The sequence below is a fragment of the Rhodopseudomonas sp. genome (assembly GCF_048594845.1).
Lineage (GTDB): Bacteria > Pseudomonadota > Alphaproteobacteria > Rhizobiales > Xanthobacteraceae > Rhodopseudomonas.
In genome coordinates this window covers 1-21,614 of sequence record NZ_JBMDXE010000198.1, presented here as the reverse complement: position 1 = coordinate 21,614, position 21,614 = coordinate 1, and the positions used below count along the sequence as shown (strand labels likewise).

22 protein-coding genes are annotated in these 21,614 nt (G+C 67.5%); 5 read left to right on the top strand and 17 right to left on the bottom strand.

Features of this window, described 5'->3' with window-relative positions; genetic code table 11:
- The 4 genes from ACOJTD_RS12960 to ACOJTD_RS12945 all read right to left on the bottom strand — a co-directional run.
- On the bottom strand, positions 1-730 hold a 730-nt coding region (locus ACOJTD_RS12960; RefSeq protein WP_420133316.1), incomplete at its 3' end, for an ABC transporter ATP-binding protein.
- Positions 723-1,658, bottom strand: a complete 936-nt coding sequence (locus ACOJTD_RS12955) for a branched-chain amino acid ABC transporter permease (protein ID WP_420133315.1) — start codon at positions 1,656-1,658, stop codon at positions 723-725. The genes ACOJTD_RS12955 and ACOJTD_RS12960, both read right to left, overlap by 8 nt.
- Positions 1,655-2,521 (bottom strand): branched-chain amino acid ABC transporter permease, encoded by an 867-nt coding sequence (locus ACOJTD_RS12950; RefSeq protein ID WP_420133314.1) that lies wholly within the window; start codon positions 2,519-2,521, stop codon positions 1,655-1,657. The genes ACOJTD_RS12955 and ACOJTD_RS12950 overlap by 4 nt, the downstream gene beginning before the upstream one ends.
- A 134-nt stretch (positions 2,522-2,655) precedes the next feature.
- Positions 2,656-3,876 carry an amino acid ABC transporter substrate-binding protein gene (locus ACOJTD_RS12945; protein ID WP_420133313.1) on the bottom strand — a complete coding sequence of 407 codons (1,221 nt, stop codon included), beginning with the start codon at positions 3,874-3,876 and terminating at the stop codon, positions 2,656-2,658.
- A gap of 156 nt (positions 3,877-4,032) precedes the next feature.
- Between ACOJTD_RS12945 and ACOJTD_RS12940 the strand changes: the two genes are divergently transcribed.
- Positions 4,033-4,935, top strand: a complete 903-nt coding sequence (locus ACOJTD_RS12940; RefSeq protein WP_420133312.1) for a LysR family transcriptional regulator — start codon at positions 4,033-4,035, stop codon at positions 4,933-4,935.
- A 155-nt stretch (positions 4,936-5,090) separates the two neighbouring features.
- Here ACOJTD_RS12940 and ACOJTD_RS12935 read toward each other — a convergent pair whose 3' ends face one another.
- Both ACOJTD_RS12935 and ACOJTD_RS12930 read right to left on the bottom strand, forming a co-directional pair.
- On the bottom strand, positions 5,091-6,485 hold the full coding sequence (locus tag ACOJTD_RS12935) for an NAD(P)/FAD-dependent oxidoreductase (RefSeq protein ID WP_420133311.1): 1,395 nt from the start codon (positions 6,483-6,485) through the stop codon (positions 5,091-5,093).
- Positions 6,485-6,889 carry a nuclear transport factor 2 family protein gene (locus ACOJTD_RS12930; protein ID WP_054163070.1) on the bottom strand — a complete coding sequence of 135 codons (405 nt, stop codon included), beginning with the start codon at positions 6,887-6,889 and terminating at the stop codon, positions 6,485-6,487. Before ACOJTD_RS12930 ends, ACOJTD_RS12935 begins: the two co-directional genes overlap by 1 nt.
- A 213-nt stretch (positions 6,890-7,102) precedes the next feature.
- Here ACOJTD_RS12930 and ACOJTD_RS12925 point away from each other — a divergent pair, with 213 nt between their 5' ends.
- Positions 7,103-8,614, top strand: coding sequence for an aldehyde dehydrogenase family protein (locus tag ACOJTD_RS12925; protein ID WP_420133310.1), 1,512 nt, complete (start codon positions 7,103-7,105; stop codon positions 8,612-8,614).
- 8 nt (positions 8,615-8,622) lie between these two features.
- Positions 8,623-9,411: a sulfite exporter TauE/SafE family protein gene (locus ACOJTD_RS12920; RefSeq protein WP_420133309.1), complete on the top strand. Its 789-nt coding sequence runs from the start codon at positions 8,623-8,625 to the stop codon at positions 9,409-9,411.
- Between the two features lie 7 nt (positions 9,412-9,418).
- Here ACOJTD_RS12920 and ACOJTD_RS12915 read toward each other — a convergent pair whose 3' ends face one another.
- Genes ACOJTD_RS12915 through coxB form a run of 3 tightly spaced genes read right to left on the bottom strand, consistent with a single transcriptional unit; the run spans position 9,419 to position 12,965 of the window.
- On the bottom strand, positions 9,419-9,766 hold the full coding sequence (locus ACOJTD_RS12915; RefSeq protein WP_420133308.1) for a hypothetical protein: 348 nt from the start codon (positions 9,764-9,766) through the stop codon (positions 9,419-9,421).
- The gene (gene ctaD, locus ACOJTD_RS12910) at positions 9,763-12,297 is read right to left on the bottom strand and encodes a cytochrome c oxidase subunit I (RefSeq protein WP_420133307.1); all 2,535 of its coding nucleotides are present in this window, start codon (positions 12,295-12,297) and stop codon (positions 9,763-9,765) included. Before ctaD ends, ACOJTD_RS12915 begins: the two co-directional genes overlap by 4 nt.
- A complete protein-coding gene (gene coxB, locus ACOJTD_RS12905; protein WP_420133306.1) occupies positions 12,294-12,965 on the bottom strand; it encodes a cytochrome c oxidase subunit II in 672 nt (223 codons plus the stop codon). Before coxB ends, ctaD begins: the two co-directional genes overlap by 4 nt.
- Positions 12,966-13,019: 54 nt before the next feature.
- Here coxB and ACOJTD_RS12900 point away from each other — a divergent pair, with 54 nt between their 5' ends.
- Positions 13,020-13,502, top strand: coding sequence for a DUF2231 domain-containing protein (locus tag ACOJTD_RS12900; protein ID WP_420133305.1), 483 nt, complete (start codon positions 13,020-13,022; stop codon positions 13,500-13,502).
- Here ACOJTD_RS12900 and ACOJTD_RS12895 read toward each other — a convergent pair.
- Both ACOJTD_RS12895 and ACOJTD_RS12890 read right to left on the bottom strand, forming a co-directional pair.
- The gene (locus ACOJTD_RS12895; RefSeq protein WP_420133304.1) at positions 13,466-13,960 is read right to left on the bottom strand and encodes a CopD family protein; all 495 of its coding nucleotides are present in this window, start codon (positions 13,958-13,960) and stop codon (positions 13,466-13,468) included. The two genes, ACOJTD_RS12900 and ACOJTD_RS12895, sit on opposite strands and share 37 nt — an antisense overlap.
- Complete coding sequence (locus ACOJTD_RS12890; RefSeq protein WP_420133303.1) at positions 13,957-14,718, bottom strand: cytochrome c oxidase assembly protein; 762 nt, start codon at positions 14,716-14,718, stop codon at positions 13,957-13,959. Before ACOJTD_RS12890 ends, ACOJTD_RS12895 begins: the two co-directional genes overlap by 4 nt.
- 221 nt (positions 14,719-14,939) lie before the next feature.
- Between ACOJTD_RS12890 and ACOJTD_RS12885 the strand changes: the two genes are divergently transcribed.
- On the top strand, positions 14,940-15,929 hold the full coding sequence (locus ACOJTD_RS12885; protein ID WP_420133302.1) for a Bug family tripartite tricarboxylate transporter substrate binding protein: 990 nt from the start codon (positions 14,940-14,942) through the stop codon (positions 15,927-15,929).
- An 18-nt stretch (positions 15,930-15,947) separates the two neighbouring features.
- Here the strand turns inward: ACOJTD_RS12885 and ACOJTD_RS12880 are convergent, their stop codons facing one another.
- From ACOJTD_RS12880 to ACOJTD_RS12855, 6 genes are all read right to left on the bottom strand, one after another.
- Positions 15,948-16,775: a TonB family protein gene (locus ACOJTD_RS12880; protein ID WP_420133301.1), complete on the bottom strand. Its 828-nt coding sequence runs from the start codon at positions 16,773-16,775 to the stop codon at positions 15,948-15,950.
- Positions 16,772-17,206 carry a TonB system transport protein ExbD gene (exbD, locus tag ACOJTD_RS12875; protein WP_420133300.1) on the bottom strand — a complete coding sequence of 145 codons (435 nt, stop codon included), beginning with the start codon at positions 17,204-17,206 and terminating at the stop codon, positions 16,772-16,774. Before exbD ends, ACOJTD_RS12880 begins: the two co-directional genes overlap by 4 nt.
- A 4-nt stretch (positions 17,207-17,210) precedes the next feature.
- The gene (gene exbB, locus ACOJTD_RS12870) at positions 17,211-18,002 is read right to left on the bottom strand and encodes a tonB-system energizer ExbB (RefSeq protein ID WP_420133299.1); all 792 of its coding nucleotides are present in this window, start codon (positions 18,000-18,002) and stop codon (positions 17,211-17,213) included.
- Entirely contained in the window at positions 17,995-18,522 is a 528-nt protein-coding gene (gene hutX, locus ACOJTD_RS12865; RefSeq protein ID WP_420133298.1) for a heme utilization cystosolic carrier protein HutX, read from the bottom strand. The genes exbB and hutX overlap by 8 nt, the downstream gene beginning before the upstream one ends.
- A 15-nt stretch (positions 18,523-18,537) precedes the next feature.
- Positions 18,538-18,870 (bottom strand): antibiotic biosynthesis monooxygenase family protein, encoded by a 333-nt coding sequence (locus ACOJTD_RS12860; protein ID WP_420133297.1) that lies wholly within the window; start codon positions 18,868-18,870, stop codon positions 18,538-18,540.
- A gap of 67 nt (positions 18,871-18,937) precedes the next feature.
- A complete protein-coding gene (locus ACOJTD_RS12855) occupies positions 18,938-21,268 on the bottom strand; it encodes a TonB-dependent hemoglobin/transferrin/lactoferrin family receptor (RefSeq protein WP_420133296.1) in 2,331 nt (776 codons plus the stop codon).
- Positions 21,269-21,614 lie beyond the last annotated feature (346 nt).

The window sequence follows — 21,614 nt, the reverse complement described above, 5'->3', positions numbered from 1 at the left end:
GTTTGGCGTATTGCTGGCCGAGATAGGCTTCGACCACGGCGGGATTGCTGATCACCTCGCGCGGCACGCCGTCGGCGATCGGATGGCCGTTGTGCAGCACGACGATGCGGGTGCAGACGTTCAGCACCACCTTCATCAGATGCTCGATCATCACGATGGTGATGCCGCCGGCGGCGAGCTGGTGGATCAGCTTTGTCGCGCGCTCGACCTCGGCGCTGTTGAGGCCGGCATTGACCTCATCGAGGAACAGCAGCTTCGGCTTCATCGCCAGCGCCTTGGCGAGTTCGAGCCGCTTGCGCATCGCCAGCGTCAGCGTGGCGGCGGGCTGCTCGGCCTGGGCGTCGAGGCCGACGAAGGACAGATGCTCGCGCGCGGCCTCGCGCGCCGATTTCAGGCTGGCGCCGGGCTGCGAGAACAGCGCGGCGGCCGCGACGTTGTCGAGCGCGGAGAATTCGGCGAACGGCTGCACGATCTGGAAGGTGCGCGACAGACCGAGCCGGGCAGCCTGATAGGTCTTGATCTTGGTGATGTCCTTGCCGTCGAACAGCACCGTGCCGGTGTTCGCCGGGGTGACGCCGCAGATGGTGTTGACCAGCGTGGTCTTGCCGGCACCGTTCGGCCCGATCAGGCCGAGCACTTCGCCGCGAGCGACCGACAAATTGACGTCGCGCAGCGCCTGCAGGCCGGAGAAGCGGCGCGACACGCCGGTGAGGCGGAGCAGCTCAGACATGCTTGGTCCTCTGCCACAGACGATCGGCGCGCAGTGAGGTCAGGCCGTGCGGCAGGAACAGCAGCAGGAGCACGATCAGCACGCCGAGCACGCCGGTGTGGATATGGGTGTAGTTGCGCCACACCACTTCTTCGAGGCCCAGATACAGGAAGGCCCCGCAGGCCACCCCGAGCGGCGAGCCGAGCCCGCCCATCAGCGCCATCACGATCGGCTTCACCGAATACAGGATGTCGAACACGTCCGACGGGTCGATGTAGTGCACCCAGGCGGCGTAGATGCCGCCGGCGACCGCGACGAAGCAGGCCGACAGGCCGAACGCCGCGGCCTTGGCGAGCGTGGTGTTGAGGCCGACCATGCTGGACGCGGTTTCGTTCTGGCGGATGCAGTTGAGCGCGAAGCCGAGCTTTGAATTGGCGACCGCGATCACCATCAGGGCGGTGAGCAGCATCACGCCCCACATCGTGTAGAAGTAGTAGGTCGCCTCGGCCATCACGCCGGCGCCCGAGGTGAGCGGGATGTTCAGCCCCATGCCGCCGCCGGTCAGGTCGGTGGCGTTGTTGACGAGTTCGCGCAGCACCTCGGCGAGCGACAGGCTGGCGATCGCGAAATAATGCCCGCGCAGCCGCAGCAGGATCGCGCCGAGCAGCCCGGCGGCGAGCAGCGCCAGCACGCCGGAGACGATCAGCGCCAGGCTCATCGGCACGCCTTTGCCCATCAGCACGCCGGTGCAATAGGCGCCGAAGCCAAAGAACGCTGCCGTCGCAAATGACGGATAGCCGGCGAAGCCGCCGACGATGTTCCACGACAGCGCCAGCACCGCATACATGCAGGCCATGGTGCCGAGCCGCAGCGCATAGGCGCCGCCGAACAGCGGCAGCGCCGCCACGCAGGCGATCAGGATCAGGAGAGCGACGTGGCTGCGGGTCATTCGAAGCCCTTTCGGCCGAGCAAGCCCTGCGGGCGCAGCACCAGGAAGATGATCAGCAGCAGGAACGACAGCGTGGTGGCATGGGCGGGGCCGAGATAGGTGGCGCCGACGCTTTCGACCAGCGCCAGCAGCAGGCCTCCTGCGAGTGCGCCGGAGACGCTGCCGAGGCCGCCGAGTACGCAGACCACGAAGGCCTTGCCGAGGAAGGTGGAGGAGGTCAGCGGCGAGATCGGGAAAATCAGCGCCATCAGCACGCCGGCGCAGCCGGCGAGCGCGGCGCCGAGCCCGAACGCGACCGCATAGATCGACGGGACATGCACGCCCATCAGCACCGCGGCGTCACGATCGAGCCGCACCGCCACGATGGCGCGGCCGACCTTGGAGCGGCGCAGCAGCAGATACAGGAGGCCGGTCAGCGCCAGCGCGGTCGCGGTGGCGATCAGCCGGTCGACCGGCACCACCACGCCGCCGAACGCCAGTGAGCCGAGCGGCGGGCTCAGGATCAGCTTGCGATAGTCGGCGGTGAAGAAATAGATCATCGCGTTGTTCAGGATCAAATCGAGCCCGAAAGTCAGCGTCAGCGTCACCAGCACCGGCGCGGTGATCACCCGGTTGAGGATCAGCCGCTGGATGACGTAGCCGAACGCGAAGAACAGCGGTGCGGCGATGAAGATTGCGTACCACGGCGACAGATGCAGCGACTGGTACAGCATGAATGCCAGATAGCCGCCGAGCACGATAAAAGAGCCGTGGATCAGGTTGATGACGTTGAGCACGCCCCACACCAGCGAAAACCCGATCGCGATGCAGGCATAAAGACTGCCCAGCACCAGCGCGTTGATCAGGATCTGGATGGCTTGCATGAAAAGTCTTTCACCCGGCGCGAGGCGTGAACAGAACGAAGATTTGGTCGATCGTCAGTTTGGTCGAGGCAGAGTGGCTGCGTGGCATCGCGCGCGGTATGGGGGCGCTCGCGACGCCACGTGACCAGCGGCGATTACTCCACGCCGACCTTCAGTTCACCCTGCTTGATCGCCTGCGGGAACAGCACCACCGGCTTGCCGCCCTGGATCTGGAAGACCGGCGGATCGAGCGAGTTGATCTGGCCGTTGGCGCCGAATTTCACCGGGCCGAAGAAGGTGACGACGTCCATCTTGGCGAGTTCGTCGCGGACCTTCTCGCGGTCGGTCGAGCCCGCCTTCTCGATGGCGATCTGGAATAGCGCGCCGCACAGCGCCGCGGAGGCGTGGGCGTAGTCGGGCTCGCTGTTGTACTTCTCCTTGAACAGCTTCACGAAGTTCGCGGTCGAACCGAAGATGTCCTTGCCTTCATATTGCGAGGCCGGATGCCACCAGGCGGCGGAGGAGACGTTCTCGGCGCCCTTGCCGAGCGCATCGATGAACTCCTGATAGGCCGGGCCGGCGATCATCGACACCACCGGCGCCTTGATCTGCTGGTCGGCCATCTGCTTGCGCACCAGCAGGAGGTCGTTGGTATAGCCGGTGACGAAGATCCACTGCGGCGCCAGCGCCTTGATCGACGACAGCGTCGCCGAATGATCGAGCGTTCCGATCGCGTATTTCTCGAAATACGCCACTTCGAAGCCGGCGGCCTTGGCGGACTTCTCCATTTCCTGCGCGATCGCCAGCGGGAACAGGTCGTTGCGGGCCAGGATGGCGATCTTCTTCACTTCAGGCACCTTGGCCTTGACCATCTCGGTCAGCGGCGTCGTCAGGGTGTCGTTGGGCGTGAAGGTGCCGAACAGATATTTGTAGTTCTGGTCGTAGACCTGCACCGAGGAGGCGGTCGCGGCCAGCGTCGGCACCTTGTACTTTTCGGAGACCGTGCTGGCGGCCTTGGCGGCGCCGGAGCCGAACGGCCCGAACAGGAAGTTGACGTTGTTCTGGGTGATCAGCTGCTCGCTGGCCTGCACGGCGCGCGGCGTGTTCGACTGATAGTCGGTGTAGACGATCTCGACCTTGTACTTCTTGCCGCCGACATTGATGCCGCCGGCCTTGTTGGCCTGCTCGGCCCACAGATTGTAGCCCTGCTGCTGCTTGATGGCTTCCGGGGCGAGCGGCCCGGTGATCGGCAGCGGCGCGCCGATCTTGATCACGTCGTCGGCCGACGCTGCGGCGATGTGTGTTCCGGACGCCAGCGCGGCAAGGCCGAGCGGGACAGCGAGGCGGACGCAGCGAGCAACCCACGTGTGAAGCATGCGGAAATCTCCCGGGCGGTGATGGCTGGATACAACTCTGCCAAACCACCCGTTCGAATAAAAGCATTGAATTTGGAAGTCTCGGATCGAATAATTAGAACTCTAGCCAACCGCTGCCGGAATCTTCGGCAGGTCGAATCCAGAGGAAATACGGCCATGATCGAGTCCGCGGCGATCCGTTATTTCCGCGAGGTGACAGAAGCCGGCTCGATCAAGCAGGCGGCCGCGACGCTGCGGATCGCGCCGTCGGCGATAAGCCGGCAGATCCAGGCGATCGAGGAAGAGCTGTCGGTCAAGCTGTTCGAGCGCAACGCCCGCGGCATGGTGCTCACCGACGCCGGCCGGCTGGTGTATCGCTACGCGGTCGACAATCGCAGCCTGCTCGACGGCATCCGCGCGCGGGTGCAGGAATTCGAGGCAATGAGCCGCGGCCAGATCAAGCTGGCCACCGTCGAAGGCATGCTGTCGAATTTCCTCTCGAACTTCCTGATCGAGCTGGCGGCCGATTATCCGGGCATCTTCGTCTCAACCACGGTGCTCGGCTCGCGCGCGGTCGCCGAGTCCGTCGGGCGCAACGAGGTCGATCTCGGCCTGGTGTTCGGCCGCGCGCCGCGGCGCGATCTGATCGAACTGGCGCGGATGCGGCAGTCGCTATGCCTCATCGTCGCACCGAACCATCCGCTGGCGACGCGGGAGTCGTGCACGGTCAAGGAACTGGCCGGGCTGCGTGTGGTGGTGCCGGATCCGTCATTCGGCATCCGGCAGGAGGTCGACCGCGCCTGCGCCACCGCCAAGATCCGGCTGGAGATCTGCAGCGAGACCAATTCGCTGGCGTTCGCCCAGATGCTGGCCTGGCGCACCGACCTCGCCACCTTCCTGCCGCGCGACACCGCGATGCCGGCGATCACAGCCGGCCGCATCGTCGCCGTCCCGCTGCGCGACCCGCGGCTGGAGGCCACGCAGGTGACGCTGGTACAGCTCGCGTCGCGCACCATCTCGCCATCGTGCCGGATGGTGGCGGATCTGCTGGTGGCGCGGATGAAGAGCGCAAGGGAGTAACACGGCCCTATCCGTCCGTCATGGCCGGGCTCGTCCCGGCCATCCACGTCTTCTCTCCGGCGTGAGCCCAAGTTCGTGGATGGCCGGCACAAGGCCGGCCATGACGAGGGGTGAGAACAGTGCTTGACCGACAGCGTCGGCGACCCTGAGAGCGGCTACGCCGCCTCGTCGCGCAGGTGATACCAGCGATACAGCATGCGTTGGCCTAAGCGTCGGAACGGTTCGAATGTGTGGGTCGGGAGCGGCGAGGTGAAGATCGGCAGGTCCTGGCCCTTGAAGTGCTGGCCGGCGATCATCTGCGCCATGCGGCGGCCGGCCTGGGCCGAATATGACACGCCGTTGCCGCCGTAGCCGAGCGCGTAAAACAGGTTCGCCTGCGGATCGGGCCGGAAGATGCGCGGCATCATGTCGTGGCTGACGTCGACCCAGCCCCACCACGAATAATCGATCTCGATGCCCTGCAGCGCCGGGAATTTGCGGTGCAGACCGTCGATCAGCAGTTGCAGATGCTTCGGCGCGTCGGCGTCGGCGCCGGTGATCGACGAGCGACTGCCGATCTGGATGCGATTGTCCGGCAGCAGCCGATAGTAATAGCGCAGCGTGCGCGTATCGGTGAGCACCAGCTTGGTCTTGAAGCCGGTGGCGTCGAGTTCGGCGGCGGTCAGCGGCCGGGTGGCGATCGAGTTCGATAGGATCGGCATGCAGCGGCCGCGCAGCGCCGGAGTCAGGCCGGGGGCCGTGTAGGCGCCGGTGGCGATGCCGACCGCGCGGGCGCGAACAACGCCGCCGGGCGTGCGAAGATGCAGCTTGCCGCCCTGCTGCTGGATGCTGGCGACCGGGCTCGCCGGATGCACCTTGACGCCGAGGTCGCGCGCCATCTGCTGATAGCCGAAAGCGAGCTTGGCCGGATGCACGCCGGTGCCGAGCGGCTCGAGCACGGCGCCGACCGCTTCGGCCTCGTTGAGATAGTCGCTGCGCAGCTGATCGCCGCCGATCACGCTGGTCTGTTCGCCGAAGGTGTTGCGCAGCACCGCGGCTTCGGCGGAGATCTTGTCGAGATTGCGCTGGCGGTGCGCGATGTAGAGATGCCCGCCGCGCTGCGGCTCGCAGTCGATCGGGCTCTGCCGCACCAGCTCTTCAAACGTTTCGAAGCCGTCGCGCACTTCGGCGTGCAGCCGCTTGGCGACGTCGAGGCCCCAGCGCGCGATCCATTGCGAACGCGTCAGCCGGCCGGCGGCGTTCTGGCCCTGCCCGCCATTGCGCGTACTGCAGCCCCAGGCGACGCGATTGGCTTCGAGCACGACCGGCTTGAGCCCGTGCTCGCGTGCCAGAAAGATCGCGCAGGCGAGACCGGTGTAACCGGAGCCGACGATTGCCACGTCGGCGTCGATGTCGCCGGTGACCGGGCCGTCATCGGCCGGCAGCGCGCCGGCGGTGGCGTGCCAATAGGTCGGCGCGTAGTCCCGGTTGTGGCCGGGGCCGTCGCTGACCAGCGGGTCGTAGTGCGGGTCATAAGCCGCCAGCGGCGGCGTCTTCAGCGGCCGGTTCATCATGCGGCTCCCTTGGCGGGCAGCGCCGGACGATCCTTGCGGAAGGCGCTCTTGCTGACGATCTTGTCGCCACGGAAGCCGAACAAATCGACGCCTTCCGCCTCGATGCGCGAGCCGTCCTTCGCGGTAGCGCGAAAAATCCATTCGGAGATGCCGCGATCGCCGAACACGGCGTGGCGTGTGCATTCCCAGCTGACATCCGGGAAGGTCGCGAAGGTGCCTTCGAACGCGGCGCGGACGTCGGCGGCGCCGCTGATGCGGCGGCCGCAGGCCTCGGGGCCGGCGGCAGCGTCGAACACGATATCGTCGGTCATCACCGCCATCACGCCGGCGCCGTCGTGGCGATTGAAGGCGGCGAACAGAAGTTCGAGTTGGCGCAGGCGCTGAGTATCAAGTTCCGACATAGCAAGCACATTCCATCATGGTGGGCGCAGGGGCGTCTCCGTGATGATGGCGCGGATCGGCCGGCAGCTTCATGCTCAGGCTGTCACGAGCCGCAGGGCATGCTTAGAACCAGATGCCGCGATGTCTGCGGCCAGAATCCGGGGCCTAACTGGCCCAACGGCTTGGCCCCGGCTGGACCTTCGCGCGCGATGCGCAATCGCCAAGGTGATGCGATGATCAACATCGCCACCCGCATCAATCCCGCCATCGCGCCCGCCGTGTCGGACGTGTTCACGCAACTGCAGGGCCGTCATCTGATCGGCAATGCGCTGGTTCCGGCTGTGGCCGGCGCCACGCTCGACGTGCTCGACCCCGCCACCGGCGCGGTGCTGGGCCAAGCGCCCGCAGCGACCGCCGACGACGTCGCCCGCGCGGTCGAATCCGCCTCGGTGGCGTTTCCCGGCTGGGCCGCGACACCGGCGCGGCAGCGCGGCAAGCTGATCGCCGAAGCGGCGCGGGCGATTGCGGCGCGCAGCGAGGTGATCGCCACCGTGCTGGCGCTGGAGACCGGCAAGGCGATCCGCACCGAATGCCGCGGCGAAGTCGCGACCGCGATCGACATCGTCACGATGTATGCGGGGCTGGCGTCCGAGCTGAAGGGCGAGACGCTGCCGTTCGATCCGCAGATCCTCACCTACACCAGCCGCGAGCCGCTCGGCGTCGTTGCCGCGATCCTGCCGTGGAACGTGCCGCTGGTGCTGATGATGCTGAAGATCGCCCCGGCGCTTGTGGCGGGCAACACCGTGGTGGTGAAAGCATCCGAAGAAGCGCCGTTCGCCACCATCGAGATGGCGCGGCTGATGGCCGAGCTGCTGCCGGCCGGCGTGCTCAACGTGATCTGCGGCACCGGCCGCGATTGCGGCTCGGCGTTGGTCGAGCATCCCGCCGTCGCCAAGGTGACCTTCACCGGCTCGCAGGCAGTCGGCGAACTGATCTACCAGACCGCAGCGCGAAAGATCATTCCGGTCAGCCTCGAGCTCGGCGGCAAGAGCCCGATGATCGTCTATCCGGATGCCGACATGGCGCGCGTCATCGCCGGCGCGATCGCGGGCATGCGCTTCACCCGGCAGGGCCAGAGCTGCACCGCGGCGAGCCGCATCTACGTGCACAGCACGCTGCTCACCGGCTTCGTGGCGCAGCTCAAGGACGCGCTCGCCAAGCTGGTGATCGGCGATCCGCTGGATGAAGCCACCGACATCGGCACGGTAATTTCTGCGCGGCAGAAGGCGAAGATCGAATCCTATCTGGCGCTCGGCGAGCGCACCGCCGGCGCGCAGGTCGCGCGCTGCGGCGAGCTGCCCCGCGCCAGCCATCTCGAGGACGGGCTTTATCTGCAGCCGACCATCGTCACCGGCCTGCCGGAAGATTCGCCGCTGATGCGCGAGGAGATTTTTGGCCCGGTGGTCTGCGTGCAGCCCTGGGACGATGAGGACGACGTCATCGCCCGCGCCAATGACAGCGATTTCGGCCTCGCCGCGACGGTATGGACGCACGATCTGCGGACAGCGCTGCGGGCCGTGCAGCGGCTCGATGCCGGCTATGTCCAGGTCAATCAGAACCTGACGATTCAGCCGAATCTGAGCTATGGCGGTTTCCGCAAGTCCGGTCTCGGCAAGGAAGCCTCATTGGAAGCCATGCTGGAGCACTTCACCAAGAAGAAGACCGTCGTCATCGACATGCGGTGAACGCCATCATGCAGGACCTGATCGCCGCGGCGCAGGCGAGTCTCGCCGGCGCGCTGCCGTCGCCGCGGATCATCGCCGAAACCATGGCGGCGGTCGCGGCGGCGTCGCTGCTGCGCGGCTTCACCGGCTTCGGCTTCGCGATGGCGGCGGTGCCGCTGATGGGCCTGTTCATGCCGCCCGCCACCGCGGTGCCGATCGCCGTGCTGCTGCAGCTGCTGAGCGGACTCAACGATCTTCGCCGCAACCGGCGCGACTGCCATTGGCCGTCGCTGCGCTGGCTGATCGCCGGCGCGGTGATCGGCTCGCCGCTCGGCGTGCTGGCCCTCAGCGTCGCGCCGGCGCCGGTCGCCCGCATCGCCATCTCGGTGATCATCGCCATTGCGGTGCTGATGCTCGGCCGCGGCTTCGCGCTCGCCCAAGTGCCGTCGCGACCGGTGACCGCATTCGTCGGCATGGTGGCCGGCCTGTTCAACGGCCTGGCCGCGATGCCGGGGCCGCCAGCGATCGTGTACTACATGTCGGGGCCGTTTCGCGCCGTGGCGGCGCGCGCCTCGCTGCTGGTGTTCTTCCTCGTCACCTCGATCTCGGCCTTCGTCAGCATCGCGCTGGTCGGCCTCGCGACCCCGACGGTGCTGTGGCTGTCGGTGATGGCGCTGCCGGTGACGTTCCTCGGCACCTGGATCGGCGAACTCGGCTTCCGCCGCGGCAGCGAGACACTGCATCGCCGCGTCTCGATCGTCAGCCTCGGCGTCATCGCGCTGATCAGCGCTGCCAAGGGCTTCGCCGAACTGAGCTAGCTGCGCCTCACAGGCATTGCGACACGGCCGGAATCGCGGCGCCGGTCCACACCGTCGCGACCAGGGCCGCCGCGGTGGAGCCGATCGCGACCTTGCGGATGAAGCCAGGCGTCCCCTCGCCCTGCGGCAGCCGCACGCAATGGATCAGCAGCCCGACCAGCGCCGCGAGATGCACGCTCCAGATCAGCAGCAGCAAGATGCGCGACAGGCTGATCTCGCCGACCAGCCGGGCCTGCCAGCCGAACGCGCAGCCGACCGACAGCGCCGCGTAGAGCAGCGTGAATGCCGAGGCCCAGATCACAAAACCGCTAGCGATCAGCAGCAGCGAGGCCGGACGAGAGAGCGAGCGCGTCATCGCGGCGCTCCCATCACCAGCGGCAGGCCGTAGACGATCAGCAGGGTGCCGACCGCCAGCGCGGCCGTGTAGCTGCTCCACAGCGCGCCGATCCGCAGGTCGACGCTGCGCCGCGCCGAAATGTAGCCGGTGCGACTGCGCCAGATGCCGAAGCTGGCGAAGATTACGCCGATCGCGACGTGCAGCCCGGCATACAGCAGGATCACCAGCGTGGCGGCCGCGTAAGCGTGCCGCGTGGGATCCGGCACCACAGCGACCAGCAGCGTCATGCCGACCAGCGCGGCGCCGAATCCGATCACCGCGACCGCCAGCGCGCCCTCGCGTCGCGGGCCGCTGCCGATGACGCGCCGCGTCGTCGCGGCGAAGCTGGCGATCGCCGCGAGGATCGCGCCGCCTGCGGTCAGTGCGACGCCCACTGGCGCCCAGGCGAGCAGCGCCGGCGGTGGCCAGTTCGGCGCCACCACCCACAGAAACAACAGCCCGAAGGCCAGCGACGCATAGGCCGTGGCGTCCGCCGCGAGTGTTAAGCCCATCGCCCACAGCGACGGCGGCGAGGTCGCCTCGCTGTGCAGCACCGCGCTCGCGCCGTTGCCGATCGGCAGCGGGCCCTGGTCGCTGCGCTCGCCCGACACCGGCGTCCAGGCCAGGAACATCGCCGCGATCGCCGGCAGCGCCAGCACCGCCAGCCAATACAGTTTGAACAGCACCGCGACGAAGAACACGCCGGTCACCAATGCGGTGATCAGCGGCAGCATCGTTCGGTTCGGCAGCCGCACGATCTGCTCGAGCCGGCCCGACATGACATCGACGCCGAGCGTTTCGAGCCAGCCGTTGCGGACGAAGCCGAGATAGCCGTCGCCGCGCGCCAGCCGGCTGGCAAGCCCCGGCTGATCGGCAAGCGGCGACCGCGTCGCGACGTCCGGCAGCGCGCCGAAATTGTAGCTCGGCGGCGGCGTCGGCGTAACCCATTCCAGCGTGCCGGCCGACCACGGATTGCGCGGGCCGCGCTTGCCGTGCAGCCAGTGCATCAGCACGTCGACGGTGAACAACGCGAAGCCGATCGCCATCACGAAGCCGCCGATCGACGACACCAGGTTGAGCCACTCCCATCCGGTCTCGGCGCCGTAGGTGCTGATCCGGCGCGGCATGCCCAGCAGGCCGGTCCAGTGCATGATCAGGAAGGTGAGGTTGAAGCCGACGATGATCAGCCAGAACGCCGGCACACCCAGGCTGTGGCGCGGCACGCGGCCGGTGAAATGCGGCAGCCAGTAATACGCCGCCGCCAGCATCGGAAAGATGAAGCCGCCGACCAGCACATAGTGCAGATGCGCGACGACGAAATGCGTATCATGGACCTGCCAGTTGAACGGCACGATCGCCAGCATCACGCCGGTGAGCCCGCCGATCACGAACACCGAGAAGAAGCCGAGCAGATACAGCATCGGCAGCTTGAGCTGCGGCCGCCCCGCCGCCAGCGTGCCGATCCAGGCGAAGATCTGCACCGCGGTCGGCACCGCGACTGCAGTCGAGGCCGCCGAGAAGAACGCCAGCGCCAGATGCGGAATGCCGACGGTGAACATGTGGTGCACCCACAGCCCGAAGCTGAGGAAGGCGAGCGCCACGATGCTGACCACGATCCAGATGTAACCAAGGATCTCGCGGCGCGCGAGCACCGGCAAAATGGTCGAGACCATGCCGGCCGCCGGCAGGAAGATGATGTACACTTCGGGATGGCCAAACAGCCAGAACAGATGCTGCCACAACAGCGAGTCGCCGCCGCGCGCCGCGTCGAAGAACGGCAGGTCGAAGGCGCGCTCGACCTCGAGCAGCACCGAGCCGAGGATCAGCGGCGGAAAGCCGAACAGCATCATGAAGGCGGTGACGAGCAGGTACCACGCCAGCAGCGGCATCTTGTCGAGCGACATGCCGGGCGCGCGCATCTTGAGAATCGTGGCGATGATCTCGACCGCCGCCGACAGCGCCGAGATCTCCACGAAGGTGATGCCGATCAGCCAGATGTCGGCGTTGATGCCCGGCGTGTAGGCTTTCGAGCTCAGCGGCGTGTACATGAACCAGCCGCCGTCCGGCGCCAGCCCGAGCGCCATCGCGACCAAGAGGATCGAGCCGCCGAACAGATAGCACCAATAGCCGTAGGCGCCGAGCCGCGGGAACGCCATGTCGCGGGCGCCGAGCATCTTCGGCAGCAGATAGATCGCCAGCCCTTCGAACATCGGGATGGCGAACAGGAACATCATCACCGTGCCGTGCATGGTGAAGATCTGATTGTACAGCCCGGGCTCGAGGAAGGCGCTGCGCGGCGTCGCGAGCTGGGCGCGGATCAGCATCGCCAACACGCCGCCGATGCCGAAGAACACGAAGGCGGTGAAGATGAAGCGTCGGCCGACGATGCTGTGGTTGACGGCCGACAGCCGGCCCCAGCCGGGCGGCGTGCCCCACACCGCTTCGAGCTGCTTGTGCAGGCGGATCGCGCTGCTCGTCGCGGCCGCTGTGTCTTGGCGCGACTCGCTCATCGTGAGTCCTTCGGCAGTTTATCGAGGGCGGCTTCAAATGCGTCGCCGTCGTGCGCCGCAACGGCGAAATCCATCACGGTGTGGCCGGTGCCGCAGAATTCGGCGCAGACGCCGCGATAATGGCCGGCCTGCGAGGCCGACAGCCGCACCACATTGGTATGTCCCGGGATCGCATCGACCTTGCCGCCGAGCCGCGGAATCCAAAAGCCGTGGATCACGTCGGCGGTGGTGACGTGCAGATCGGCGGCGCGGCCGACCGGCAGATGCAGTTCGTTGACCGACACGCGCATGCCGTCCGGGCCCGGATATCGGAACGTCCACTCCCATTGCCGCACTAGCACGTCGATCCGCACCGGCGCATCGGCGCGCGGATGCGCCAGCAGCTTTTCGCCGACATAGAGGCCGTAGCCGAGCAGCGGCGTCAGGACCACGGCCGGCAGCACCAGCCCGCCGCCGACCAGCCACAGGCTTGGCGAAGCGCTGCGATCGGTCGCAGGCTTGAGAAACACCCACAGCAGCAGCGCCATCACCAGCGCGAACAGCAACGTTGCGCCGACCAGCATCGCCCACCACAGCGACGCGATCGCCTCCGCCGACGGCCCCGCCGGATCGACCGTCGACAGCGGCCCGGAGCAGCCGGCGAGCAGCGCACCACCGCTACCGATCACGCCCGCTTTGAACCAAGCGCTGCACCGGCGCATTAGGCCTGAGCGAGGAGCATCATGCCGAAGACAGTCATCGAAGAAGTCCGTGCTTACGATACCAGCTCGATCGTGGCGCTTGCCGGCCATCCGATCCATGCGATGATGGTGTCGTTTCCGATCGCGCTGGTGATTGCGACGCTCGGCTGCGACGTTTTCTACTGGTGGGGCGCCGATCCGTTCTGGGCGCGCGCCGGTTTGTGGTCGAGCGGCTTCGCGTTCTGGCTGGGCGTCGCCGCGAGCCTCGCCGGCACCGCCGAGCTGCTGCTGGTCGAGGGCATCCGCAAGCGCACCGCGAGCTGGATGCACGCTATCGCCGGCGTGATGCTGGTGTCGATCGCCGGCGCCAATTGGGGGCTGCGGCTTTACGATCACGAGAATATCCTGCCGGTCGGCCTGATGATGTCGGCGCTCGGCTCGGTATTCGTCGGCATCGCGGGTTGGCACGGCGGCAAGCTGGTGTTCGATCACGGCATCGGCCTGATGGTTTCGAACGACGACTGAAGCGCGCCCGGCGTGCGCAACCACGCCGGCACGTCGGCGTGCTCGATCGCGGGCTTGTCCAGGATCAGCACCAGGATCACGCCGATCACCGCGATCGTCACGCATGTCATCACCCAGCGCCGCCACGGCGCGTAATCGCCTTCCGGCTCGAACACGCTCAGCAGCACGTAGCCGGCCCGCATGTGAATGATCACCAGCAGGCCGACCGCCAGCAGCTTCAGCATCATCCAGGTGGTGAAGACCTCGCGAAAGAACAGCAGCGCCGTGCCGGCCACCACCGCCAGGAATCCTGCCGGCGAGACCAGGCCGATGAACAGCGTCCGGGTGTAGCGATGCAGCTCGACCGCGTCGCGGCGGTTCAGCCGGCTGCGCCGCGCGAACAGACCCGGCAGCACCAGCAGGCCGCCGCACCACACGATCAGCGCGGTGATGTGGATCGCCTTCAGCCACGCGATCATCGGGCGGGTTCATCGGCGATGCCCGCGCCGAACCGGCTGACCAGCAGCATCAGCGCCGCGATCAGATACGGGATCGCCGCCGGCACCCACATGATCAGCCCGGCGAGCTGTTGATCCTGCAGCGCGCCGAGGCCCCACGGCGTGGTGACGCCGAGATGCGCGTCGTACAGCGGCGTCCGCGCGAAGGTGATCACGGCGCCGAGCAGGCCCATCTGCACCACCGAGCCGAGCAACAGCGCCAGCGCGCCGCCGAGCCGCGCCGCCGGCGCCAGCACGGCGAGCCATAGCAGCAGCGCGCTGCCGAGGAGGCTCAGCTCCATCACCCAGAACATCCGCGTGTCGGCGAGCGCTGCCGCATAGGGCGCCGGCGCATGCCAGAGCCACAGCAGCACCATGTGCAGTACGAACGCCGCGGTGCCGGCGAGGCCCGGCAGCCGCAGCCTTGCGAGACGTTGCGGCAACGACAGAATGAGCAGCGGCGCGACGCCGGCGACCAGCACGACATGATGCGCGACGCGCGCCGCAAACAGCGCCGAGGTCAGCGCGCACAGCGGCGAGACGAACAGCACCGCCATCAGCGCCCACGCGCTGCCGGCGAGCGCGAGCTTGGCGTTTCGATCACCCGAGCGTTCGCGCATCAGTAAACCGAGATGCAGCGCCGCGAAGCCGGCGAGCGCGGCGATCAGCACCGGATCGAGATTCCAGCGACTGAGCCATTCGGCCGGCAGCGGCGCCGCGCCGCAATACGGCACCGTCATCGCGCGACGGCTCTGCGCGATGCGGCATCGGCAAAGACATGACGGTGTGGCGTCGTGGAGACGTGCACGATCAGCTCCGGAAATTTTAGAGGTGCCCGATCGCCAACGCGTTTCCGCGCCGCGGGATGCAAGCCGCCGTGGTGGCAAATGGTCACATCGCTGCGCGATGGCTGGGGCCGGAACCTTGCGCTAGCCTCGCTGAAAAAACAGGGAGGACCACCATGTCTGCGATCATCACGCGCCGCCGTCTCATTGCGGCCGGCACCACGGCGCTGGCGCTGCCGTTCGTCGCACGCGGCGCATCGGCACAAACGCAATGGCCGAGCCGCCAGATCCGGCTGATCTGCAGCTATCCGGCCGGCGGCCAGACCGATCTGCTGGCGCGCGCGTTCGGCGACTACATCGGCAGGCAGGTCGACAAGACCGTGGTGATCGAGAACAAGGCCGGTGCCTCCGGCTCGATCGGCACAGCCGAAGTGGCGCGCGCCGAGCCCGACGGCCACACGCTGCTGTGCTCGATCTCCACCACCTACATGATGAACCGGGTGATGATGAAGAACCCCGGCTACGACATGGACAAGGACCTGACGCTGGTCAGCGTCATCCCCGGCGGCGGCCTTCTGCTGGTCGCCAATCCCAAACACAACATCAAGACGCTGGACGATTTCGTCGCCTTCGCCCGCAAGGCCGGCAAGGTCAATTTCGGCACCTACAGCGCCGGCTCGGCGCCACATATGACGATCAACGAACTCAACAAGCAGTACGGCCTGAGCATCGAGCCGATCCATTATCGCGGCGAAGCGCCGATGTGGACCGGGATGCTCGACGGTTCGCTCGACGTCGCGATGGGCAGCTACACGGCCGCCAAGCCGGTGCTGGAAAGCGATCGCGGCACGGTGTTCGCCGTCAATTCCAAGAAGGTCGACGCGCTGCCGCAGATCAAGACGTTGCCCGAGCAGGGCGCGACCGCGAAGTTCTTCAAGGTCAGCGGCTTCACCGGCTTCGCGGTGCCCAAGGCGACGCCGCAGCCGATCGTTGAGCGGCTCGGCAAGCTGTGCGTCGCCGCCAATGACGATCCGAAAGTGAAGTCCGCGCTCGCGACCTTCATGCTCGAGCCGGCGCTCGGCGCCAAGGAGAGCAACGAGCTGTATCAGCGCGAGCTGCCGGTGTGGCTGGAGAGCGCCCAGGCGCTCGGCCTGCAGCCGGCCTGAGCAGCGGTCGCGGCCCGGTCAGCGGACGAAGAAGCTGACCGGCACCGAGATCCGTAGCGACGCCTGGGTCAGCTCCGGCGGAAACGGCGGCAGCGGCTCGGCGCGGCGCACCATCGCCAGCGTCTCGGCGTCGAGCGCCGCGTTGCCGGACGAGCGTGCGAGACTGGCGCCGAGCACCTGCCCGCTGCGTCCGACCGTGAACAGCAGCGTCGCGGTGCCCTGCTGGCCGGCGGCGCGGGCTTCGGCCGGATAGCGCTTGTAACGCTGCAGATGCGCGGCGAGGCGCTGCCGATAGGACGGCAGCACGGCGGCGGCCATCGCGCCCGCCGCCGCGGCCATCGCGTCGCGCGCGCGCCGTTCGACATTCGGCGCGGCGCTGGTCCGCGGCGCCGGCGGCTGCTCGGACGGATGCAGCTTGGCGATACGCTGCGGCTTGGGCGTCACGCGCTTCGGCTTGTCGGGCGCGCGCTTCTCTGCCTCGGCCCGCGGCGCCGGCTTCGACTCCCGCGGCAGCGGCACCGGCGCGGTTTCTTGCGCAGGGGTCGGCGCGACCTCCGGCGTCACGGCGACCTGCGTGGTCAGCTCCGGCTCGGCGCTCGGCGCCTCGGCTTCCTGCATGGTCGGGCCGGGCGCGAGATCGAGCGGACTCGCCTGCGGCGCCGCGGTGGCGGGCGCGAGATCGATCATCACCACCGGCGTCGCTTCGCCGGGCGTCTGATCATGCACGTAGGTCGCGAGCGCGGCGACAACCGCAGCGGTGTGGACTCCGACGATCACCGCGGCGGAGAGCAGCCAGCGCGGCGCGCCGCTGCGCTCCGGGAAGGCATGTAGCGCGCAGGCATTCATCGCTCCCCTCCTCCGTCGAGTCCGACCAGCGCCACCTTGAGATAGCCGGCGTCGCGTAGCAGATTCATCGCCGCCATCAGCTCGCCGTAGCTCACCGCCTTGTCGGCGCGCAGAAAGATCCGCTCGTCCTTGTTGCCGTGCGTCGCGGCGGTCAGCGCGGCGCCAAGCCCGTCGCGCGACACGCTGTCCTCGCCGATCGCCAGCGACAGATCGGCGCGCAGCGACACGAACACCGGCTTGTCCGGCCGCGGCTGCGGCGCGGCGGTCGAGGCCGGCAGATCGACGCCGAGGTCCACAGTTGCGAGCGGCGCCGCCACCATGAAGATGATCAGCAGCACCAGCATCACGTCGATGAACGGCGTGACGTTGATCTCGTGCGTCTCGGCGAGCTCGTCGTCGCCGGCGCGACGTGTGCCGAGCCTGGCGCCCATCGGCCTAACTCACCGCCCGTGCCGGCCGCGCCGCCGGACGTGCGGCTTCGCGGCTGATCAGCAGCATCAGTTGCGCCGAGGCGTCGCCGAGCAGCGCCCGATAGGATGCGATCCGCCGCGACAGATGATTGTAGATCACCACCGCGGGAATCGCCGCCACCAGGCCGAGCGCGGTCGCCAGCAGCGCCTCGGCGATGCCCGGCGCAACGACCGCGAGATTGGTGGTGTTGGCTTTCGAGATCCCAACGAACGCGTTCATGATACCCCACACCGTGCCGAACAGCCCGACGAACGGCGCCACCGCCCCGATGCTGGCGAGCAGTCCGGTGCCGATCGCGATGCGGCGCGCGGCGGCCGCCTCGACGCGTTCCAGTCGCAGCGCGACGCGGTCGGCAAAACCATCGTCCTGCAGCCCACCCGACAGGCTCGCCTCGCGCGCGACCGAGCGGATCATCTGCGACACCGCATCGCTCGCCTCGCCGCATGCGGCTTCGACCTGCGCCAGCGAGCTGCCGTTTTCCAGAACGCTCAGTCCGCGCCGCGCCTGCGCGGCGACGCGGCGCAGTTCGATCGACTTCGACAGCCACACCGTCCAGGCCGCGAGCGAGGCCAGCGCCAGCCCGATCATCACCGCTTTGACGACGACGTCGGCGCCGACGAACATTCCCCACGGCGACAGATCGCGCGGCAGCGTCACCATCTCGGCAGCCGCCATCGCGCGGCTCGGCAGCAAGATCAGTCCGCCGAGCAACGCGGCGGCGCCGCAGCGCCGTGCGATATGGGCGCGATCAGCCAACCGTCTCCCCGCAAATCTGATCGGCCAGCGCACGAAATCGCGCCAGCTGGTCGGCACGTAGCTCGCGCTTATCGTCGCGGCCGACGAACACCTTGAACATGATGCCGCCGCGCTGGTTCAGGAACGCCACGAAGGCGCTCGCCTTGCCCATGAACGGGCGCTCGACGAAGGCCACGCCGCCGCAGTTATCGTGGCGCAGATGGCCGTGCAGACCCTTGGGCTGCGACAGGTTGAAGTAACCGCGGCCGATCTCGCCCGGCGGCACCGCGCCGGTGAACTCGAAGATCGCGTCGTCGCTGTGCACGATCAGCGTCACCTCGCCCCAGCTCGCAATGTCGTTCATCGCAGCCACGAAGCCGGTGCCGGGCCCGAGCCGCGCCATACCGGCCGGCAATGCCTCGATCACCGCGCGCGGCGACACGCCCCACTGCCGCGCGACGTCCTCGATCACCGCCGCCGGGTTCTCGGCCATCTGCGCCTTCAGGTCGGCGGCGGCGGATGTCACGACCGATATCGCCATGATGCGTTCTCCCGATCAGGCCGCGGCCGAATTGCGCTCGGTGCGCAGCACCTCGAAACCTTCGAACCGCGGATGGCCGAGATACAGGCTCTGCCCGGTGTCGTTGCCGGCGCGCGCATGGGACCGGCGGAATTGCTCGGAGCGCGTCCAGCCGTCGAACGACTCCTTGTCGACCCAGGTGGTGTGGGTCGAGTACAGCGTGTGATCCTCGGCCCGCGGGCCCTTGAGCAGATGAAATTCGACGAACCCCGGCATCTCGCTGAGATAGGACTCGCGCGACTGCCAGATCGCCTCGAAGGCCCGTTCGGCGCCGTGCTTCACTTGAAACCGGTTCATCGCAATAAACATCTCGTCTCCCCTGCCTTGCTGGATGGTTGGCCGCCCGCCGCGATCTCGCGCGGCGGGCGGCGAAGTACTACGCGCCGCCGAAATGCACCTTGATGCCGCCCTTGTAGACGATGCCCGGTCCGGGGCTGCTGAACAGCACGTCGTTCTGCGTGGTGCCATCGGTCGACGAGCCCGGGATCGCATAGGGCCGGTAGTAGCTGTTGAGCAGATTGTCGACCGAGAAGCTCAGCGTCACATCGGCGGTCGGCCGGTAGGCGACGTTGAGGTTGACCAGATCGTAGGACGTCGCCGGCAGATAGCCGGACGGCAGATTGGTATTGGCCGCGTAGGAGGCCCACTGCGCAGCGATCGTCAGCTGGCGGTCGAGCAGCCGCAGGCCGCCCGAGGTGACCACCTTGCGCGACGGCACCGAGGCGAGGCCGAGGCCGGTGTCCGGATTGGTGCCGCGCAGCACCGACGCCGACACGCCGACAAACCACAGGCCGGCGTCGTAGGCAGTCTCGACCTCGACGCCGTCGATCCGCGCGCGCGGGATGTTCTGATACTGATAATACTTGCTGTAGAGCCCGAAGCTCGGGCCGAGATTCGACACCTGCGGGGCCGACGCCACCAGGTCGATGTAATTGTCGACGTCGTTGCGGAACGCGTTGATCTTGCCGCGGAAGCTGTCGCCGCCGATGAACACGTCGTTGAATTTGAGGTTCAGGCCGGCTTCCTTGTTCTTGCCGACCTCCGGCCGCAGTCCTGCATTGGGCATCAGACAGAACAGGCCGGAGGTGCCGCCCGGACAGGTGAACAGCGCCGGCCCGCCGCCGGTCGCGTGTGCGCCCGAGATCAGCGTCTCGGTGATCGACGGCGCGCGATAGCCTTCCGCATAGCTGACATAGGGCGTGATGCCCGCCAGCGGCGTGACGCCGATGGTGATCTTCGGCGACAGCCGGCTGCCGCTCGCCGTGGTGTTGGCCGAGGTCAGTTCGTAATGATCGAACCGCGCCGCACCGATCACTTCCAGCCAGCTCGCATAATTGTTCTTGAGCTGCACGAAGCCGCCCGACACCGTGCGCTCGCCGCTCGGCGTGGTGACGTTGGAATTGCCGCGCGAATCCCAGGTGGTGACCTTGTCGTTGAAGGCGTCGACGCCGTAGGTCACGGCGGTGCGCCAGTCGCCAGCCTCGAACCGCGTGGTGTTATTCGCGTCGATGCCGATGGTGTCGAGCCGGTAGCCGCGCTGGTCGCCGACGCAGCCGGAGATGTTGTTGCCGAAATTGCCGGCGCCGCAATAGGCCGAACCGCTGGTCGAGTTGTGATAGGTCTTGGTCTGGTCGTTGTCGGTGCGGTTGCCGTACAGGCTGATGTTCCAGTCGAACAGCATGTCGTCCGGCCGCGAATATCTCCAGCTCAGCGTCCCGGTGGAGTTACGCACGTTGGAATCGTACACCGACGAGCCCTGATACAGCGCACGCTGCGCCGCGGTCAGCACCGGGCCGCGATTGAACTGGCCGATATTGTAGTTGTAGTCCTGGAACAGGCCGCCGATCTTGACCTCGTGGCCCTCGGCCGGCCGCACCGTGACCTTGAGCAAGCCGCCGGCGATGTCGTTGCCGGTGTTGCCGATCTCGGTGCCGGCACCATCCTTGTAGTTGCCCTGCGTGCGATACAGCGCGCCGCCGAACACGTCGACGGTAGGATCGACGCGGACGCCGCCGAAGATCGAGCCGAGCCCGCGCGCATTGTTACTGCCGTAGGAGCCGGTCATGTCGACGCCCCAGCGCTCGCCGGCGCGCAGCACGTCGTCGATGTCCTTGGTGCGGAACGACACCACGCCGCCGATCGCGCCCGAACCGTAGATGTTGGCGCTCGGCCCGCGCACCACGTCGACGCCGCCGATCAGTTCGGGATCGAGGAAGAACGAGCCCTGGGCATTGTGGCCGGAGCGCTGATAGTTCTGGCGTGCGCCGTCGACCACGACGCCGACGCGGCCGAAATCCTGCAGGCCGCGGATGTTGATGGCCGTCGACGGATCGTCGCCGCGATCCTGGAACGCCACGCCGGGCGTCGCGACGAAGATGTCCTGCAGCCGGTTCGGCTGCAATTGCTGGATCTGGCCGGCCGTGATGGCGCTGGCCGGCGCCAGCGCGTCGATCGCGCGCTCCTCGGTCTTGGTCGCCACAACGGTGATTGCATCGAGCGACTGCGTCGAGACGCCGGCCTGCGCATAGGCATCGCGCGGATTGGCAGCTGCGGCCTGCGGCGTGGGTTTGGCGGCCTGCGACCGCGCGACCGGCTTCTGTTTCTTGGAGTCGGCCGGCGTCGCGGTCTGCGCCGCGACAGGCGTCGCCAGTGCGACCACCGATACAGATAACAACAGCGCACAGACGCGCGAACCCAGCCCCACCATGTCAGCCCCGATCGAGTGATGTTGATTGCGGCTGGCGGGCTCGCCCGAAGGCGGCTGGCTGGCAGAACGTCGGCAAATGCCAACGGATTGCATTTTCGTAACCAAGCACAACCCCAGGGTCAACGCCGCAGGGTTGCGGATTAAAGTGATTATAAAGTAGCGCGGCGACTGCGTACTACGCACGGACTGCGGCATGAGCAGTAGATTCGGCTAACCGACCATGGCGTCAGGCGAGACGGCTCTATCAACTGCCGCACAGACCCACCCGTCATGGGCGGGGGGGGCCCGGGGCCGCCCGGGGTGCGGCCGCGCGGGGGTAGAGGCGGGGGTTGGCCGGGCGCGCCCG

Bases quoted from the DNA above. Each gene is read 5' to 3' on its own strand.
- ACOJTD_RS12955 (WP_420133315.1), bottom strand. From the start codon at position 1,658: ATGACCCGCAGCCACGTCGCTCTCCTGATCCTGATCGCCTGCGTGGCG.
- ACOJTD_RS12890 (WP_420133303.1), bottom strand. From the start codon at position 14,718: ATGACGGTGCCGTATTGCGGCGCGGCGCCGCTGCCGGCCGAATGGCTC.
- ACOJTD_RS12930 (WP_054163070.1), bottom strand. From the start codon at position 6,889: ATGTCGGAACTTGATACTCAGCGCCTGCGCCAACTCGAACTTCTGTTC.
- ACOJTD_RS12880 (WP_420133301.1), bottom strand. From the start codon at position 16,775: ATGAATGCCTGCGCGCTACATGCCTTCCCGGAGCGCAGCGGCGCGCCG.
- ACOJTD_RS12885 (WP_420133302.1), top strand. From the start codon at position 14,940: ATGTCTGCGATCATCACGCGCCGCCGTCTCATTGCGGCCGGCACCACG.
- ctaD (WP_420133307.1), bottom strand. From the start codon at position 12,297: ATGAGCGAGTCGCGCCAAGACACAGCGGCCGCGACGAGCAGCGCGATC.
- ACOJTD_RS12855 (WP_420133296.1), bottom strand. From the start codon at position 21,268: ATGGTGGGGCTGGGTTCGCGCGTCTGTGCGCTGTTGTTATCTGTATCG.
- ACOJTD_RS12945 (WP_420133313.1), bottom strand. From the start codon at position 3,876: ATGCTTCACACGTGGGTTGCTCGCTGCGTCCGCCTCGCTGTCCCGCTC.
- ACOJTD_RS12915 (WP_420133308.1), bottom strand. From the start codon at position 9,766: ATGACGCGCTCGCTCTCTCGTCCGGCCTCGCTGCTGCTGATCGCTAGC.
- ACOJTD_RS12860 (WP_420133297.1), bottom strand. From the start codon at position 18,870: ATGTTTATTGCGATGAACCGGTTTCAAGTGAAGCACGGCGCCGAACGG.
- ACOJTD_RS12940 (WP_420133312.1), top strand. From the start codon at position 4,033: ATGATCGAGTCCGCGGCGATCCGTTATTTCCGCGAGGTGACAGAAGCC.
- ACOJTD_RS12920 (WP_420133309.1), top strand. From the start codon at position 8,623: ATGCAGGACCTGATCGCCGCGGCGCAGGCGAGTCTCGCCGGCGCGCTG.
- ACOJTD_RS12895 (WP_420133304.1), bottom strand. From the start codon at position 13,960: ATGATCGCGTGGCTGAAGGCGATCCACATCACCGCGCTGATCGTGTGG.
- ACOJTD_RS12950 (WP_420133314.1), bottom strand. From the start codon at position 2,521: ATGCAAGCCATCCAGATCCTGATCAACGCGCTGGTGCTGGGCAGTCTT.
- hutX (WP_420133298.1), bottom strand. From the start codon at position 18,522: ATGGCGATATCGGTCGTGACATCCGCCGCCGCCGACCTGAAGGCGCAG.
- exbD (WP_420133300.1), bottom strand. From the start codon at position 17,206: ATGGGCGCCAGGCTCGGCACACGTCGCGCCGGCGACGACGAGCTCGCC.
- ACOJTD_RS12925 (WP_420133310.1), top strand. From the start codon at position 7,103: ATGATCAACATCGCCACCCGCATCAATCCCGCCATCGCGCCCGCCGTG.
- ACOJTD_RS12900 (WP_420133305.1), top strand. From the start codon at position 13,020: ATGCCGAAGACAGTCATCGAAGAAGTCCGTGCTTACGATACCAGCTCG.
- ACOJTD_RS12935 (WP_420133311.1), bottom strand. From the start codon at position 6,485: ATGAACCGGCCGCTGAAGACGCCGCCGCTGGCGGCTTATGACCCGCAC.